The sequence below is a fragment of the Pseudomonas sp. LBUM1645 genome (assembly GCF_059716185.1).
On sequence record NZ_CP166811.1, the window covers coordinates 4,595,600 to 4,612,818 of the forward strand.

The 17,219-nt window shown below is 60.1% G+C and carries 14 protein-coding genes; 2 read left to right on the top strand and 12 right to left on the bottom strand.

Features of this window, described 5'->3' with window-relative positions; translation table 11 throughout:
* Window positions 1-138 precede the first annotated feature (138 nt).
* The 7 genes from ACA079_RS20695 to ACA079_RS20725 form a co-directional block, all read right to left on the bottom strand.
* Entirely contained in the window at window positions 139-717 is a 579-nt protein-coding gene (locus ACA079_RS20695) for a hypothetical protein (RefSeq protein WP_497700747.1), read from the bottom strand.
* An 87-nt stretch (window positions 718-804) separates the two neighbouring features.
* Window positions 805-972 carry a hypothetical protein gene (locus tag ACA079_RS20700; protein ID WP_162842855.1) on the bottom strand — a complete coding sequence of 56 codons (168 nt, stop codon included), beginning with the start codon at window positions 970-972 and terminating at the stop codon, window positions 805-807.
* 11 nt (window positions 973-983) lie between these two features.
* Window positions 984-1,226: a hypothetical protein gene (locus tag ACA079_RS20705; RefSeq protein WP_201182154.1), complete on the bottom strand. Its 243-nt coding sequence runs from the start codon at window positions 1,224-1,226 to the stop codon at window positions 984-986.
* A 62-nt stretch (window positions 1,227-1,288) separates the two neighbouring features.
* Window positions 1,289-2,353, bottom strand: coding sequence for a lipocalin-like domain-containing protein (locus ACA079_RS20710; protein WP_497700748.1), 1,065 nt, complete (start codon window positions 2,351-2,353; stop codon window positions 1,289-1,291).
* A complete protein-coding gene (locus tag ACA079_RS20715; protein ID WP_497704354.1) occupies window positions 2,343-4,814 on the bottom strand; it encodes an ABC transporter permease in 2,472 nt (823 codons plus the stop codon). The genes ACA079_RS20710 and ACA079_RS20715 overlap by 11 nt, the downstream gene beginning before the upstream one ends.
* A gap of 1 nt (window position 4,815) precedes the next feature.
* Window positions 4,816-5,484, bottom strand: coding sequence for an ABC transporter ATP-binding protein (locus ACA079_RS20720; protein WP_140684222.1), 669 nt, complete (start codon window positions 5,482-5,484; stop codon window positions 4,816-4,818).
* 248 nt (window positions 5,485-5,732) lie between these two features.
* Window positions 5,733-6,539 (bottom strand): class I SAM-dependent methyltransferase, encoded by an 807-nt coding sequence (locus ACA079_RS20725; protein WP_497700749.1) that lies wholly within the window; start codon window positions 6,537-6,539, stop codon window positions 5,733-5,735.
* A gap of 178 nt (window positions 6,540-6,717) precedes the next feature.
* Here ACA079_RS20725 and ACA079_RS20730 point away from each other — a divergent pair, with 178 nt between their 5' ends.
* Complete coding sequence (locus tag ACA079_RS20730; protein ID WP_497700750.1) at window positions 6,718-7,104, top strand: hypothetical protein; 387 nt, start codon at window positions 6,718-6,720, stop codon at window positions 7,102-7,104.
* 3 nt (window positions 7,105-7,107) lie between these two features.
* On the opposite strand, the gene ACA079_RS20735 is transcribed toward ACA079_RS20730, so the two are convergent.
* The 5 genes from ACA079_RS20735 to ACA079_RS20755 all read right to left on the bottom strand — a co-directional run bounded on the left by ACA079_RS20735 (window position 7,108) and on the right by ACA079_RS20755 (window position 15,591).
* Window positions 7,108-8,538, bottom strand: coding sequence for a sigma-54-dependent transcriptional regulator (locus ACA079_RS20735; protein ID WP_497700751.1), 1,431 nt, complete (start codon window positions 8,536-8,538; stop codon window positions 7,108-7,110).
* On the bottom strand, window positions 8,507-10,000 hold the full coding sequence (locus ACA079_RS20740) for an ATP-binding protein (RefSeq protein WP_497700752.1): 1,494 nt from the start codon (window positions 9,998-10,000) through the stop codon (window positions 8,507-8,509). Before ACA079_RS20740 ends, ACA079_RS20735 begins: the two co-directional genes overlap by 32 nt.
* A gap of 104 nt (window positions 10,001-10,104) precedes the next feature.
* A complete protein-coding gene (locus ACA079_RS20745; RefSeq protein ID WP_497700753.1) occupies window positions 10,105-11,127 on the bottom strand; it encodes an SCO family protein in 1,023 nt (340 codons plus the stop codon).
* A gap of 17 nt (window positions 11,128-11,144) precedes the next feature.
* Window positions 11,145-13,952, bottom strand: a complete 2,808-nt coding sequence (locus tag ACA079_RS20750; protein ID WP_497700754.1) for a multicopper oxidase domain-containing protein — start codon at window positions 13,950-13,952, stop codon at window positions 11,145-11,147.
* A 190-nt stretch (window positions 13,953-14,142) separates the two neighbouring features.
* On the bottom strand, window positions 14,143-15,591 hold the full coding sequence (locus tag ACA079_RS20755; protein ID WP_497700755.1) for a sensor histidine kinase: 1,449 nt from the start codon (window positions 15,589-15,591) through the stop codon (window positions 14,143-14,145).
* 281 nt (window positions 15,592-15,872) lie between these two features.
* Between ACA079_RS20755 and ACA079_RS20760 the strand changes: the two genes are divergently transcribed.
* On the top strand, window positions 15,873-17,219 hold the full coding sequence (locus tag ACA079_RS20760) for a hypothetical protein (protein ID WP_497700756.1): 1,347 nt from the start codon (window positions 15,873-15,875) through the stop codon (window positions 17,217-17,219).

Here is a 17,219-nt window from a genome sequence, read left to right on the forward strand (position 1 = left end):
GAAACAACTTTCGATTAAATGTCGGCCCAAATACTATTTACAGACCTCCATAACTCACCAGTTAGACCATTAAAACTGATTGTTCTTATACAAAAAAACTGCACAAGAACAATCAACCTATAGAGCTAATACTCAACTTCAGTGCTTGCTGGTCACTGTCAATATGTCGGTATAGGTGACAACGACACTCTGTCCAACTTTCAGATCTTTCAATTTCGCTTGAACTTCGGGTCTTACGACGTCAACGGTCTTGGACTGGCCGGCGGGGTTTTCGAAGGTTACCTGGTTTTTCTTCACGTCAATTTTGGTGATTTTCAGTTGGACCTGCACCTGACGGTAGGCTTCGCCGCCCGGGTTGTCGCTGCCGGGGGCTGCGCGGACTTCGCCAGCGCGTTCGACGGTGCCTGGCAGGCCTTTGTCGACATCGGTGTCTAGGTAGGCGGCGACAGAGCTAGTAACCGTGACTTCGACTTGGTCGCCGACTTTCAAGTTGCCGAGGTTTTTGGCCTTGTCGGTCAATTGCACATGGACCTGACGACCTTCCGGCCCCTCCAGGACGACCTGGTGATTGGCAGCATCGACCGAGACAACTTTGGTGGTGACCTGATCCGCCTCCACAACGGCAGACAGCGGAATGTCCGCAGCCATGGCGCCAAGGCTGGCGGCAGACAGCAAGGTAGCGAGGGTGATGGCTTTAGTCAGTGCGTGAAGTTTCATAAGCGGTACATTCCCTGTGAATTGGAGGCAGCAACGAGCGCTGAACCACCGTCCAGCGCCCTCTGCGCAGATGAGCATAGACGCTGATCAGGGAGTGTTCGCAGTTTCTTGTGCGGTGGATTCACCGCTTTCTGTGCCCTTGCCGCTTTCCTTGCGCCGGGTCGGATCGGTCGGGCGCAGAGCGTCGTTGTCGCGCTCGACTTCTCCCGGTGGCCGCGGTTCGTCAGGGTGTTCAGTGGGGGTCGTCGGTTTCATGTGGGTTCTCCTCAAGCCTCGGGATCGTCAACCTCTTGGGCGACGTTCACGGCAGGCGAATCTTTATGGGATTGATCGGCCTTGGCCTTCAAGGCTTGCCACTGTTCCAGGTCAATGGCGCCCTGCCCCAGCAAGTCGTCGGCCACCCGCAGCAGTTCGGCGTAATGGGCGTCGGGGGATTGTTGCCAGTAGGCCTTGTCTTCGAACAGGCGCTGCCACGAATCAAGGTCAGGCGGTTTCAGGTCTTCACTCATGGCGGGCTCCTGTGAATGGGCTTCTAAAATTAGGAGGCCATCGCTCTGCCGAGAGTTCCGACTCAATACCCGGTCATTTCCAGATATCCCTGCCCACCATGGCTGCCGCTCAATTGCACCGGCCCTTCCCAATAGGGAATGCGCAAAGCCATCCACGCATTGGGGTTGAGCGCGCTGATCGAGATGTCGAGGTGTTTGTCGGGGATTTTGATCGACCAGCGTACCGGCATCGAACGCCCGGCGACTTTGGCGGTGTCTTGCGGGGTGAGGCTTATGTCTGCGGCGTGCAGCAACTGCGTCTGGCCTTGAGTGTCGATCCAGGTGCCGGTGAGGTAAGGCGCGCCGTCCTTCTGCCGCATGCGGTAGAGCATCACCTGCTCGCCGCTGTCCAGGTGCAGGGAAAGCCAGTCCCAGCCGGTCTGGTTGGCGGTCAGCGGTTGGCTGCTCCACTCGCGGTCGAGCCAGGCCGGGCCGCTGACTTGGTATGTTTTGCCGTCGATATCCAGCGAGCCGCTGGCCTGAAAAAACGGCTGACTGTAGTAGTACGACGCCTGCCCTTGTTCGGATTTCTGACTGAAGCCTTTGTCGCCCTGAAGCACCAAGGGACGTGCGGAGGTCAGCCGCAGTTGATAGCCAAAATCCTTGTCCCGGGCGCTGAGTTGAAGATCCGCCATAGGGTCGGAACCCTGACTGCTGAAACGCCAATCATCGATCCACGCGTTGAACGGCGTGAGGCTCACGCCAGCCTGGCCAACGCCACCACGGGCGTAACGTTCGGCGGCGTGATGCACTGTCGCCGACGTCACGGCCGCGTGGCCAAGCCAGATAATTTGATTACCCCAGCCAGCCACTTCGGGCGTCGCTTTCAAGGCGCTGCGAAACAACGTCCACTGCGCGCCGAACTCGCGTCCCTGATCGTCCTTTAGGTTGGCGGTGACGTACCACCATTCAATGCGAAAACCGTCATGAGGACCGTGATCCGCCGGAAAACTGAACACCCGACAGGGCACCACTGGCGTAAACGCGGCGGCCTGATGACCCAGCCCCGCGAAGCCTTTCTCAACAGGCGCCGAGTTATCGCAGCCGCTCAATAACGCCAATAGCAACACGCCGACCTTAATCTTCATGAGCAAACGTCCTCAGCAGATCCGCCGGTTGCGTGCGATACAGCGAATACAGTGGCCACGCCGACGCCAGCAAAGTCGCCAGCAGCGCCAGCCCCATCAACTGCAACAGCTGCAGCGGAAACACCCGCAGCGGCAAGCGCCAGCCGAAGGCCTGGACGTTGATCACCGTGTCCAGGCACCACGCCAGTGCGATCCCCAACGGCAACGCCAGCACCAGGGTCAGCACCGCCAACAACCAGGTCTGCCCGAGATTGAGCAGCATCAGTTGCCGGCGAGTCACGCCGAGCGCCCACAGAGGGGCGAGTTGCCCGAGGCGGCTCTGACTTTGGGTCAACAGGCTGATGAACAGCGCCACGCCCGCCACACAGAGGGTCAGGCTGTTAAGCGCAGCGGTCGCAGCAAAGGTGCGTTCAAACACTTGCGTGGACCAACCCTTGAGCCGCGCCTGATCAACGATGCGGCTGTCCTCCAGCGTGAAGCGCGTTTGCAGCGCAGTCAGGAAATCAGGGATCAACGTCGGGTCGATGCGCAGGTTGAAACGGCTCGGTGTCAGCTGCGGCCAACCGCGCAGCAGATGGTTGACGTTGACCAGCATGTGCCCCTTGGGATTGCCGTAATCGGCGTAGATGCCGACGATCCGTGGCGACCAGGCGCCGTTCGGTGTAAGAATCGTCAGGTGATCGCCAAGGCGCACCTTCAGCCGACGCGCCAGTTGTTCGCTGAGCATCAGTGCATCGTCCTTGGCCAGTCGGTCCCACGGGTTGTCGCCCAAGGCTTCCAGCAGCGGCCAATGCTGGCGATACGTCGGGTGATCGATCACGCCGAAGACGTCCGCCGGCCAGCCTTGCAACTGGATCGACACTTGCCAGCTGGGCAGCACCGCCGTAAGTCCGGGTTGCTGCTTGAGCCAGGTTTGCAGCTCTCTGGCCTGGGCCGGATTTCGCGGATTGACGTACAGTTCGGCGGTCAGGCGTTGTTCGAGCCAATCGCTGAAGGTCTGACGGAAACCGGCCGTCATGCTGCCCGCACCAATGTTCGCCGCCAGTGCCAACAACAGCGCCATCAGCGCCAGGCTCAGGGCCGGCAGTTGCTGACGGCAGTCGGCGAGAAACCATTGGCCGAGCACCGAGCGACTGCGATGCAGCACGAGGTTCAACACCCAGTTGAGCACCACCGGCAACGCCAGCGCAGCGCCGATCAACAGTGCCGCCATCAGCACGAAGCCACTGCTGAGGCTGTCGCCAAAGATCAACGCCAGCAGTGCGATCACCGCGGCAACAGCGGCAACCCAACCCTGACGCCGCAACCAGCGCGCGTGAGCCTGATGCCAGGCTTGCGGGTCGGCCAGCGCCAGCAACGGCAAGCGTGCGGCCCGCAACAAACTGTTTGCCCCCGCCAACAACGCGCCCAACAGACTCAGGCCGACACCGCTGAGCCACCACCACGGACTGAGGCTCAACTGCCCCGCCACTTCGGCGCCGTACAACCCGCGCAGGCTGGCGGCGACATCCGGCAACAGCACGCTGGCCAGCAGGTAGCCGCTGGCGACCCCGACCAGTCCGCCGATCAACGCCAGACCACCCAGTTCAACCGCCAGACAGGTAATCAGCATTCGCGCACTGACGCCGCAGGCGCGCAGGGTTCTGAGTAAGCCACGGCGTTGTTCCAGCGCCAGGCCGATCGCGGCGTGGACGATGAACAGGCCGACCACGAATGACAGAAAACCCAGCGCATCGAGGTTCAGGTGAAAGCTTTCGGTCAGGCGCGACAAATTGTTCTCTTCGCCGCTGGTCTTGAGCTGCAGCTGCCCCTTGAATTGATCAGGCAGCGGCGCGGTGAAATCCTTCGGCAGCAGCAGGCGTGACAGCTGATCCGGCAGGCCGAGAATCTGCTGGGCGAAGCCGATGTCCACCAACAACACACCGGGAGCCATATCGGGTTGAGCATGCAGCGGCGGCAAAGTCTGGCCACTCAAACTCACCGGGCGTTCGCCCTCGTGCAGCCCCAGTGCCTGCAACGTCTGCGGCGAAATCCAGGTACTGCCCGGAGGGCTGAAAAACTCGACGATATGTTCAATCGCCAACGCCTGCCCGGCCACTGCGGAACCGACGGGCAGCGACACCGGCTCGATCCCCATCAGCTGCAAGCGCTGGTCTTCATGGCCCTTGAGCGTCACCCGACCTTGCAGGACCGGCGACACCGGCCAACCCAAACGGCGCAGGTCAACAAACACGTGTTGGGAAAAGGTTGCGCCACTGGGTGAACTGAGGCTGGCCTGGGGTTCGCCGCCGATCAACTGACTGGCCCGGGCATAGCTTTCACGCGCCTGGCTGTTCAGCGCCTGCACGCCGGTCAGCAGGCTGGTGGCGAGCCAGAGCCCGGTCAGCACACTGAAAAACTGCACCGGATGCTGCCACCAATGACTGAGCAGCGCCCGCAGCGTCTCGCGAAAGACCCGCACCTCAGCGCTCGTCCGCGCCAGCCAGTCGGCCACCGTGGAGCACCACTTTTTCGGCCAGCCGCGCGGCAACCCGTGGGCTGTGGGTGACCATCAACAAGGTGGTGGGACTGTCGTCGAGCAACTCCAGCAACAACTTCAAGACCTCATCGCTGGTGGCTTCATCGAGGCTGCCGGTCGGTTCGTCGGCCAGCAGCAGTTTTGGCTGCGACGCCAGGGCACGGCCCAGCGCGACCCGTTGCTGCTGGCCGCCGGACAGCTGTTCCGGATAACGCTGCAACAAATCACCCAAGCCCAGACGTTGCACCAGATGCGCCTGCCAGCGCGGATCATGGCGCCCCGCCAATCGCGCCTGAAAGGCCAGATTGTCCTCCACGCGCAGACTGCCGATCAAGTTGAACTGCTGAAACACCAAGCCGATTTCGGTCCGCCGCCAGTTCGCCAGTTGCCCTTCGTTCATCTGCTCCAGCCGATGTTCGCCGCTGCGGATGCTGCCGCGATCAACCTTGTCCAATCCGGCAATCAGGTGCAGCAAGGTGCTCTTGCCACTGCCCGACTCCCCCATCAACGCCAGGCTGCTGCCGGGTTTCAAGGTGAGGTCGACACCTTGCAGAACCGCTAATGGACCCTGGGGAGTGGCGTAGCTTTTGAAGACGCCTTGGACCGAAAGCATGGGGGAAACCGTTCGATGTGCGTGGAGCAAGGATAGCGGACGGTAGCAGCACCGCGAATAGGCATCATCAAGGGCTGCGTCGTTCGGGCAGCAACGTCCTGAGACCGAGTTGCGGCTATCGCGGGCAAGCCATGCTCCTACAGGTCTTCATTGCGCACAGCATGTGTGTTCGATCACGATCATCTGTAGGAGCAAGGCTTGCCCGCGATGGCGTCTGCCGATTCAGTACATAGCTTTATGCCCGGAACCTATCGCTTCACCGCCACCCACGTAAAACACAACGGCAACTGCGCCGTTTGCTGCTCATACCGATCATAGAGTTCCTCGCGGTTGGAATGCGGGTACTCCTTGAAGTGGCTGATCTGCAATCCGGCGTCGATGGCGCCGGTGAAGATGGCGCCCAGGGTGTGGACGAACCAGTAGGACGGAGCCGCCTGCTGGTCGACTTTGCCTTCGTAGACGATCGGTTGGTCCTGCACGAAAGGTTCGCTGCGAAAGTACGAGCTGTCCGGCCGATACGGATCGGCGGACTCGGGGTCGAACATTTCGAGGAAGGGATGGGTTTCGTACACCACCAGGCTGCCACGGGGCTTGAGGGTTTGCGCGACGTGGCGGAAGAATTCGCCGATGTCCGGCATCCAGTTCAACACGCCGATGGTGATCAGGGCCACGTCGAAGCGGCCATGAAGTTCAGGCGGCAAGTGATGGATGTCTGCCTCGATGAACTCAGGCGCATGGGGTGAGCGTGACGCCAATTCCCGCGCCTGATCGAGAAAGGCCTCGGACTGGTCGACACCCACGACGTGGCGGGCACCCAACGCAAACAACGACAAGCTTTCGCGGCCGTTGTTGCAGCCCAGTTGCACCACGTCCTTGCCGTCGACACCCACTTGTTCCAGCAAACCTCGGAGGGTGTCGTCCATGCAGCAAAAATCCCTGTCACCCACAGCCGTCAAACGGGCCTGCCATTCGGGGGTGTCCTTGTGGTGTCGGGCGGAGTCATTCCAGGCATCGCGGTTGCTGGCGATGGCTTTTTCTTTTGTCGGCATTTCCATTGCGCGCTCCAGACTGGGTCTTGATTGACCGGCACGAGTCTAGATCAGGGTTTCGAAAATCCCCATTGAGTCTTTGTTCAAATCTTGTAATCCGGGCATCGCGAACGCGCGCTCGTACGGGAGCTATAGTTAATGACCTTGGGGAATTGCGGGAAAAACCGATTTCGCAGGTGCTGCCATGAAAACAACCGATCTGAGGCTACTGCTCGCCCTCTGCCTGATCACCACAACCGGTGCTCACGCGGACGACAGCCTGACACCCACTACCGATTACAGCAGTGAGTTCAACTATTACGGGGCCGACCAACCCTTCGCTCACCCCGTGCCACCGTCACTGAGCACGGTGCCGCCCGGCTCGTACATCCCGACAGCGCCTCAGGACTTCATCCCCGTTTCGAGTCAGCATGAGTTCTCCGACTCACGATTGCCGACGGTAGCGGATGCCACGGTTCGAGTGTTCATCCGCTCCTACGATCAGCAACGCGGTGTCTACGTGAACGAAGAAGTCCTCGACCCCACATGCCTGCTCGCGTGCCTCAGCCGTCAGGGGCCATTGATGCAATAAGGCCTACCACTGGCGTTTCTCCGGGCGCGCGAGGCCGAGCTTCTCGATTCGGTAGCGCAGCATGTCGCGGCTCAGGCCCAGCAGCCGTGCGGACTTGGTGACGTTCCAGTCGGTCTTGTCGAGCATCTTGCGCACCATGTCGCGCTCCACTTCCGGCAGGTTCATGGACTCGGTGCCGTTGTAAGCCGGACGCGGCTCGTAGTGTTGCGGCTCTTGCTGGAACACCAGCGGCTCATCCACCAGGCTCAGGCACACGTTCAATTGATGGGCGGCGATGGTGTCGCTCTGGGCCAGCAACACGGTTTGCTCAAGCATGTTGCGCAACTCGCGCACGTTGCCCGGCCAGCTGTAGCTGAGCAGCAATTCTTCAGCCTGATCGCTGAAATACAGGTTCGGTTTGCCATAGCGTTTGCCGTGGATCGCCAGGAAGTGCCGGGCCAGCAGCAGGATGTCTGCGCCACGGGCATACAGGCGCGGCACCTTGATCGAGATGATCCGTAAACGGAAGAACAGATCGCGGCGGAACTTGCCCTGCTGGACCATTTGTTCAAGGTTGCAGTTGGTGGCGCTGATCACCCGCAAATCGACCTTGCGCTCCTTCACCGAGCCGACCCGACGGATGGTCCGGTCCTCCAGCAGCTTCAGCAGTTTGGCTTGCAGCAACAGGTCCATCTCGCCGACTTCATCGAGAAACAGCGTCCCGCCATCGGCCGCTTCCACCAGCCCGACGCGGCGGTCCTTGGCGTCGGTGAAGGCGCCCTTCTCGTGACCGAACAGTTCCGACTCCACCAGGTTGGAAGGAATCGAGGCGCAGTTGAACTCAATGAACGGACCTTTGCTGCGCGGGCCGTCAAAGTGCAACGCACGGGCCACCAGTTCCTTGCCGGTGCCGGTCTCGCCTTCCACCAACACCGGAGGCAGATCGGTATTGGCCATGCGCCGCTCGGCGTCGAGTAACTGGCCAATGGTGCTTTTCAGGTACTGCATCGGTGCCGATTCACCGATCAATGCCTGCACCCCTGACTTCTGTGCTTCGCGTTCCTGATAGAACGACAGTGTGCGTTCCATTCGATCGGTCGCCAGGGCCTTGTCCAGCAGCAGCTTGAGCTCCGGCAGCGCCACCGGTTTGGTGACGTAATGGAAAGCGCCCTCTTTCATCGCCACCACGGCGTCTTCGACGTTGCCGTAGCCGGTCATCATGATCACTTTCAGATCCGGCGCGCTGATGCGCAGCTTCTGGATCAGGTCGTGACCGCTCATGCCCGGCAGCGAGTTATCGGTCAGCACCACGTCCGGGACGAAAGTGCCCAATTGGTCCAGCGCGTCCTCAGCCGAGTGGCAGACCGTCACCTCGAAGTCCTTGCGCTCCAAGTAGGTCTGAATATTCTCGGCGAGGAGTTCATCATCCTCGACCAGCAGAATGCTGTGCTCCATATACCCCTCCCGTTGCCACTTTAAAATTGAGACAAACGCGGGTTCCTTCCTGCTCTCGGCTGGTCAGTTCGACCGAGCCTTCGAAACGCTCCATTATTCTTTTGACCAGGGCCAGGCCCACGCCCAACCCTCCTTGTTTGGTGGTGAAAAACGGCTTGAAGGCCATTTGTTGTTGCTGTGTGCTCATGCCCTTGCCGGTATCGCTCAGGGTCATGCGCACGAGTCCGGGGTGCGGCGTTTCGATATCGATACTCAGCACGCCGCCCTTGGGCATGGCTTCCAGGGCATTGGCAAACAGGCTATTAAGAATTTGCGTGAGCAACACCTGTTGGCTGATGACCGGCGGACAACTCTGAGGGGTGAAACGCACGTCGATGCCGGAGCGTTTAATCAGCGCGTCAAACGCACTCAACGTGTCGTCGATGACCAGTACCAGGTCTACCGTTTCGTAGTCGTCGTTCACGGGTCGCAATGACACCAGCAACTCCCGAACCCAGCGCGACATGCGGTCGACCTGACTGATGATGTCGCCGATGTTCTTCTGTGCGTTCTGGCTGGCGATTTCCTGAGCCAGTTCGGCGCTGGAACGAATGTTGGCCAACGGATTGCGCAAGCTGTGGGCCACCGCCGAGGACATTTCCCCCAGCGCGACGAAGGTCTCGTTGCTGATCAGTTGTTTCTGCTGGCTCTGCAGCAGCCTGGCCGCATGCCGCACAATCCAGAACAGTCCGAGGTAGATGGCCAGGCCGCCGAGCAGGGTTGCCAGCCAGATCGACTTGAAGCCACGCTGGATGCGCTCCACCAGGTCCGCGGGTTCCTTGTAGATCTCGACCATGGCGATCACTTTGCTTTTGTCGGCATTGAACATCGGGATGTAGTTCTCGATGAACAGGTATTCAGGCTCGCGCAGCAGTTGCTGCTCGGGACGTTCCTCATCGATTTCGTGGTAGCTGGTGGACACGGGTTCCTTCATTTCGAAAGACTCGTCCAGTTCCTCATCACCTTCGACGCGCATGCCAATCATTTGCGCATTGGTCGACCAGACCACGGTGCGATCCAGGGCGTACACCACCGCCAACAGCGTGTCCGGCAGGTGTTCGACATGATCGAGAAACTCTACGCGGGCAGCGGCACGGGCCGCCGGATCTACGTCGGGATAGGCAATGTCATCGCGCGGATCAAGCATTTCACCCATGGTTCTTTGCAGGGAGATGCCGGCATGGCGAATTTCTGCATCACCAATGGCCTGAATGAACTGCGCAGTCAGCATGGAATCGCGCTCAATACTCTCATCGAGGACGAAACGCGTGGACACGTAGCCCAACCCCAACGCCACGGCGGCGATGATGAAAAAGCTGCCCAGGGAAAACCAGCGCAGCAAATTGAACTGTCCTCGCCAGCCCTTGCTTTCTGCTGCCGGCATTGCCGACGCAGGTATTTTTTGTTGTTCTGGTATCTGCATAGGACCTTCCCCGGATGCCTTGCATCAAGCCTTTTCAGCCGTGTTTCGGATCAGTGTAGGTGGCATTGATCGAGACTGACGGCCCCACTGATAGTATTTAGCCGCTATTGTGTTTGCGCCGCCTGTAGCGGTTGCTGACGATCGGTTTCTTCCTGCAAAAAACCCACGATGGACTGCGCCGCGTTCTCATCCAGGCGCAGGTTGGGCATGGGGATTTTGTCGAAACGTTCAAACAGCTCCAGCGCGATCGGGTCTTTTTCCGCCAGCATGCGGTCCGGCTCGCGAATCCAGCGACTCAGCCAGGCCGGATCACGCAGGCGAGTGACGCCGATCAGGTCCGGGCCGATGCTGCGCATGCCGATACCCTGCCCGTCCATCGGACCCAGGCTGTGGCACGACGCGCAGCGGGTGCGAAACAGCTCTTCGCCATTGCTCGGCGGACGAATCTCGGGCGCATTCGCATAGTTTTCTTCAATGCTTGGCTGTTTCCAGTTCTGCAGCGTATTGGCCAACTGATCGGCCAGAATCCACGGGTTTTCGAAAGGTGAAGCTTTCATCCAGCGGCCTGTCGTCTGGTTGCCGACGATCAGGCTCAGGTTGTGGTCCTTGTTGCGCCCGTTGTCGACGCCTTCGATGAACAGCCCGAGTTTTTTTCGCAGATCGGTGACGTCGGCAAATTCCCCGGTGAGAAACTTCCAGCCCGGCCCGACCTTGAAGCGTTGTGCATAGGCCTTGAGCACTTCAGGTGTATCGCTTAAGGGATCAATGCTGATGGAGTAGAAAAAAATGTCCTGGCCGACCCGGTCCCCCAGCAAATTCTGCACCTGACGCAGGCGCGCGGTTTCCAGCGGGCAGGAGTCGCTGCACGTAGTGAAGATGAAATTGATCACCACCACCTTGTCCTTGATCAAATCATCGAAGAAACGCACCTGCCGACCGTCCTGATCGGTCAGCAAGGTGTTGGGGAAGTAATCGCCGCCCCAGGGTGTCGCCGACTCCGTCGGTGACGCTGAACCCGACGGAGCAGCGTCATGTGCCACCAGCACCCAACTGGCCAGCAGGCAGGTGATCAATACCAAAATCAGGTGCATGCCCAGGGCGCGGGAGCGCGGCGTGTGCATTTTCATGTCGGCTCCCTCGCGGTTCATGGTTTGGCCACCGCTTTAGGGCCGGAGCCGTCGCCAATGCGGAAGGTTGGCAGCGCGGCGGAGTTCACGTAGCGCACACCATCCCAACTTGGCAGCGGTGTCGGCATCAGCTGGAATTGCCCGGGTTTCTCAATGTCCCAGCGCAGCAGCATGGAGTTGTCCTCATGCTGAGTGTTGTGACAGTGCTCCATGTACGTCCCGGCGAATTCGCGAAAGCTGATCGCCATCTCGACGTTGTCCAGGCCATCCTTTTCCGGGCCGATGCGGTACACGTCCTTGCGTGCCCATTTTTCCCATTCCGGTGGTGCCTTGCCGCCGCGACTGAGGATGATCCCCTCCTCGAAGTGCACATGCACCGGGTGGCTCCAGCCCTCGCCGCCGAGCTTGATGTTCCACACTTCCAGGGTGCCGAAACCGGTGACACCGGCATCGGTGGGGCCACTGGCCAGTTGGGGAGAGGCGTTCAAACGCCGTGGGTCCATGGAGAAACCGAAACCGCCATCCGTCTTGACCGTCCACGGTGCTTCATCGGTGCCATCGGAACGGCCGAAGGTGAAGGTGCGGTGACGGGCTTTGGCCAGCAGCGCCTTGTCGGCGGTGTTGTCGCGGTGAAGCTTCAGCGGGATCATCACCAGGCCTTCAGCCTTGCCCGGTTTGGCTGGTTCATAAGCAGCCGGGTCCATGGCCAGGTCCTGGCCGGTGTACGCCTTGACGTTGAATTGCAACACCTTGCCTACCGCCGGGTCACCGTCTTCCCACTTCGGCCCCTTGCTGGTTTGCTTGATGATCGCCTTGTATTTCTCGGACAGCACGTCAGCCAGGGAGACGGGTTCTTCCGGGCCCTTGCCATCTTCGTGCACCAGCACGTTGACGAAGAACAGCTTGTCGCCCGGCTTGATCCCGTTTTTCGCGAAGTTGACGATGATGTCGAAACGCTCGGCGATGCCCATGGTTGGCAGTATCGCGTTGTGGTTCTGTTTATCGCCGTCGGCATCCAGGTCCATGCTGCCGTCGAACGGCACGCTGTGTTCCATGATGTTGCCGTCGTTGGCAATCATGTGGAACGGCACGCGGGCATACGACACTCCCGACCCGGCAGGCCCTTTGAACTCCCCGCTGGTGCCCTTGATCTCGCGCACCAGCGCCAGTTTGAAGTAGCGCGACACTGAGCCATTGAGCATGCGGAACCGATAGCTGCGGGCGCGCACATCCAGGGACGGTTTCCACTGCCAGTTGACCAGCACCTGATCACCGAGGAAGCCGTTGGTGTTGAACGGGTTGAACCACAGTTGACCGTTCTTATCCCACGCCTTGTCGGCAAACAGCAGGTTGACGTCGTAGTCGCGGTTACCCCAGGGCAAGGCGCTGCCACTGGGAAGACGCAGGTTGACGCCGTCATTCACCGATTCATTGCCGCGGTCCAGGGCGCTGTAGTAGTTCATCATCGCCGCGTTGCCCTTGTAGACGTTCTGCGCGGTGAAATCGAGCATGTGGTCGTGGAACCAGTGGGTGCTCATGGTTTCGCGCCAGTCGCCACGGATCTTGATCGTGCCGTTGTTGCAGGTCTTGCGGCTGGGGGTGAGGTCATTGGTCCACAGGGTTTCGCCCGGCGCGCACGGAAAAGCTGCACGCGGGTCTTCAGCCTTGGTGTTGATGCTGTCGTAGCCGGCCAACTGGATCGGCCAGCGATAGTCGTAAAACTGCCCAGGGAAGAAAAACGCATTGGCATAACCGTCACTTTCCGCCGGTGCGTGACCGTTGTGTTCGTGGGTGGTGATGGTGTGCAGACCAAACCCCATGTTCGCCGACGGGTCGATCGGCAAGCCGTTGTAATGGCGCATCAACACGGGTTGCCCATAACGCACCATGAGCAATTTGGGCGGCAAGGTGCCGTCGAAGGTCCACACCGAGTTGTGATTCTGCACCGGCATTTTCGGGTGGAAACGCGGATCGACGCCTTTGGCGGTGCCATCGGTTGCCGGTACACCAGCCACGTTGTGATAGAGGCCGCCGGGGCCAAACTCGCCCAAGGCATAGCCGTGCATCTGACGACTATCACGCGAACCGGTATTCAACCGTGCGCCGGTTTGCACGGTTTTATAGGCCATTTGCGGGTAAAACTCGTTCCAGCGCTGGTGCGACCAGCCTTTTCCTGGCGGACGGCCTTCAGCCGACGAGCCGATACGGCGGTTGAGGAAAAATTCGATCTGCTTCTGCCAAGGGTTGCGGTCGACCACGTTGGAATACTGGCTCGGGAACGGGGTCAATCCCGGTTGACGCATGAAAGCGTCGAGCGCTGCACTCGGCGGGGCGCTACGAGCGGCGCTGGTGGGATCTTGTTGCGGCAGCGGGCCAATGGCGGCCGGTGGAAACGGCAATGGCGCCGCCGGCGTGGTGGGGTCGAGTTTTTCCGGGCCGAATTCTTCGAACAGCACCAACTGCTGAGTAAACGGCAGAGCGCCATACAGTGGACTCGGCTTGCCGTTGGTGGGGTAGTTGAAACTGGTTTGCAGCGCTGGCGGCAGGATATTTTCCACCCGCGTGGTGCCTTTGTTGCCTTTGACGCCAGCCGGCAAATCGAAGGAATCCAGGTTAGCCGGGGGCATGGTCAAAATGGCGTTCAACGCCGCTGCTTTGTCAGCCGGTTCATCGTGGTAAGCCGAGGGGTCGGAAGGTTCTGGCTGTCGCTCGTCGTCGATGGGGCTGGCACGCAGAGTCGCTGTGCCCAGCGTCATTGTCAGAAGAACGCTCAGAGGCGTCAGGAGGCCGAGCAATTTGAAGGGGTATCGCGATTTTCTGTCCATCACCAGCCGCCTCGAAGTCATGATTCATGAAGGGGGTAATGGGGGTGGTGCAAGGAACTCGCCAGATGTAACCGTTTTTTACGAAAGTATTAATACTCATCAAAACAATGGCTTATCAATATCAATGCGCCATTACTGGGGAAACGACTGGGGAATGACACCCGCTAACGGGGAAAGTTCACACCCGTTTTCAGGGGACCAATTTGAACGACAGACGGACACTCGTGCCCTCGCCTTCACGGCTTTCCAGGGTCACCGCACCGCCAAACCGCTCCATGATCCGCTTGACCAGCACCAGCCCGACACCCAGCCCACCTTGTTTGGTGGTGAAAAACGGCCGGAAGGCCATGCTGCGCTGTTCTTCGTTCATGCCTTTGCCGGTGTCGCTCACCACCACGCTGAGGCCACGGGAATCGGTTGGCTCCAAGGTGATGGTTAATGTGCCGCTCTTGTCCATGGCTTCCAGTGCATTGGCCAGCAAACTGTTGAGGATCTGCGTCAACTGCACCTGCTGGCTCAGGACCATGGGTGTCAGCTTCGGGTCAAACACCACGTAGATCGAGGCTTTGGCGATTTGATGCTCGAAGGCCATCAGGCTGTCATGCAGCGCCGCCACCAGATTGACAGGCTCGGCTTCATCGTTGAGCGGACGCAAGGATTGCAGCAGCTCCCTCACCCACTTCGACATGCGATCCACTTGGCCGATGATGTCGTTGATGTTCTTGTGGGCCGGGCCGCTGTCGAATTCCAGCGCCAGTTCGGCACTTGAACGGATGGTCGCCAGCGGATTACGCAAACTGTGGGCGACCGCCGACGACATCTCGCCCAGGACGACAAAGGTTTCGTTGGTGATCAGTTGCTTTTGTTGCGCCGCCAGCAAAATGGCCGCCCGGCGCACGATCCAGTACAGCCCCAGGTAAATCAGCCCGCCGCCCAGTGCAGTGGCCAGCCAGATCAACACCAGGCCGCGCTCCATGCGGCTGATCAGGTCCTTGGGTTCCTTGTAGATCTCGACCATCGCCGTGACTTTGTCGCCGTCGGCATCGAACAACGGAATGTAGTTCTCGATGAAGATGTATTCCGGAGGCGTCACGAACTTCTGTTCCAGGCGGCTCTTGTCCACATCGTGATAACTGGCCGACACAGGAGTTTTGGAAGCAAAGGCTTGCTCCAGGTCTTCGTCGGCGTGGATCGTGGTGCCCATTAACGCCGGGTTGGTCGACCAGATCACCATGCGGTCGGGGGCATAGATGTTGGCCAGAATCACGTCCGGCAAGTGCTCGATATGGTCGAGGAATTCGCCCCGGGCAATGGCGCGGGCCAGCGGGTCGACGTCGGAAAAGTTTTTGTCGTTGCGCGGATCGAGCAGTTCGCCCATGGTCCGCACGTTGGGAATCGATACGTGGCGCACCTCGACCAAGGCAATCGCCTGAATGAACTGGGACGTCAACAACGCATCACGTTGCACGCTTTCGGTAATCACGAACCGGGTGGACACCGCCCCCAACGCCACCGCCACCGTGCCAATCACCGCCATGCTGATGAGCGAAAACCAGCGCAGTAGATTGAACGGCTGCTTGCGCGAGCTCAGGCGAATATCACCCCCCTCGGCCTGGAGTGTTTGAGTAGGCATGTCCATGGACGTGTTCCCGACGATTCCCCTATAGGGTTATAGCCCACTCATGGCCGATTGCCCGACGTTGGGTCTCGTCCCCCCACTTCTTCCTTATCCCCATCTACCCCCAATTCTGGGGACAGTGGCCCGCGCCCAAAAACCGCGCCCCGATGCCGCTTGTGAGTGACACGCCCGTGACTCGGGCCTCTGCCGACCGTTTTCGCCGGTTGGTATGGAAGTTGCCGAACCCCTCTCAACTGACCCGTCTCCATCGGGCAGGCATTCCGATATAGAGGGCTTAACTCATGCACCCTTTACTGTCCAAAACCGCGGCCGCCCTGGTCGTTAGCGCACTGGCCCAAGGCGTCGCCCAGGCGGCGCTGTTTGCCGTCGATCCCGGCCCCTATGTGCCAGCCAATGGCTCGTTCGCCGGCTGGTATCAGGACACTCATGGTCGAACCCTCGAGCTTTGCCTGTCCAAGGCCGTCAGCTCCAGGGTTGCCAGCGCCCCCGGTGCACCGGCCTACATGTGCCTGTTGAATCCGACCCCCGGCGTTTTCGACGACACGCAGCCCGTCGTTTTCCCGAGCAACTTTCCCGATGAGGCGTTCTGGTTCACTGGCGACGGCTCGATCGTCGATGCCGCGCGGGGCATCGACCTGACCTATGTCAGCGCCGTGGAAGCCGCCTTCTCCGCTGAAGAACCGGTAGACGGCGACCAGGTCAGTTTTGGCCGCATCCGCATTCGGGTAGATGTGCCGACCGCCGGCGTCTACACCATCACCCACCCCTACGGCGTCGACATATTCGACGTTCCTGCCGGTGGGCGCCGCGCCATCAACATGACCCGCGACATCGGCATCGGCACTCCGAAAACCTATGACGGCGCACTCAAGAGTGACATCGGCCCGTTCCTGCGCAGCATCAACGGCCCCTATACCGAAACCAACCCGGTGACCGGGTCGGCCGAGCGGTTCGTTGGCGATCCGAATCTGGAAGAAGCCTTCACCGGCAGCCCTTTCAATACCAACTACATCCGCATCGAAGGGCCTAACGGTCTGGACTTGCGCACGACGGTAATGGCCATTTCCGGCAAGTTGGCGACCGTGGTCCGGCCCACCCCGATGATCACCAACCGCAGCACTTACTCGCGTAAGGCCGGTGAAAGCGCACCGGTGGCGCAGCAGGATGTGTTTGTCATGGCCCCACCGCCACCGGCCACCGTGACCCTGGACAGCAACAGCCCGGTGCTGAACCTGACCGAGGCTGATACCTCCGGCCACTGGTACGCCCAGTCCTCAACCAACCCGACGTTGCCAAGCAACCTGGTGGTGACCGCCGACAACCACCTGGCCATTCCCAGCAGCACGCCGACCACGCTGTCGACGCCACTGACGGACCTGGTGGTGATCCAGACCGCCCAGTACAGCTTGAGCACCGCGCAAATCACGGTAGTGGCTTCGACCAGCGATGAAACCTCGCCGCCGGTACTCACCGCCACCACCGGCACCGGTGTCGCCATAGGAGCCCTGAGTGGCGATGGTGCAGTGAAATCCCTGGCGACCGGCATCTCGCCGATTCCACCGGCCAAAGTTCGAGTGACGTCATCCAATGGCGGCAGCGACACCGAAGAAGTGGTCATCGTGCAATGA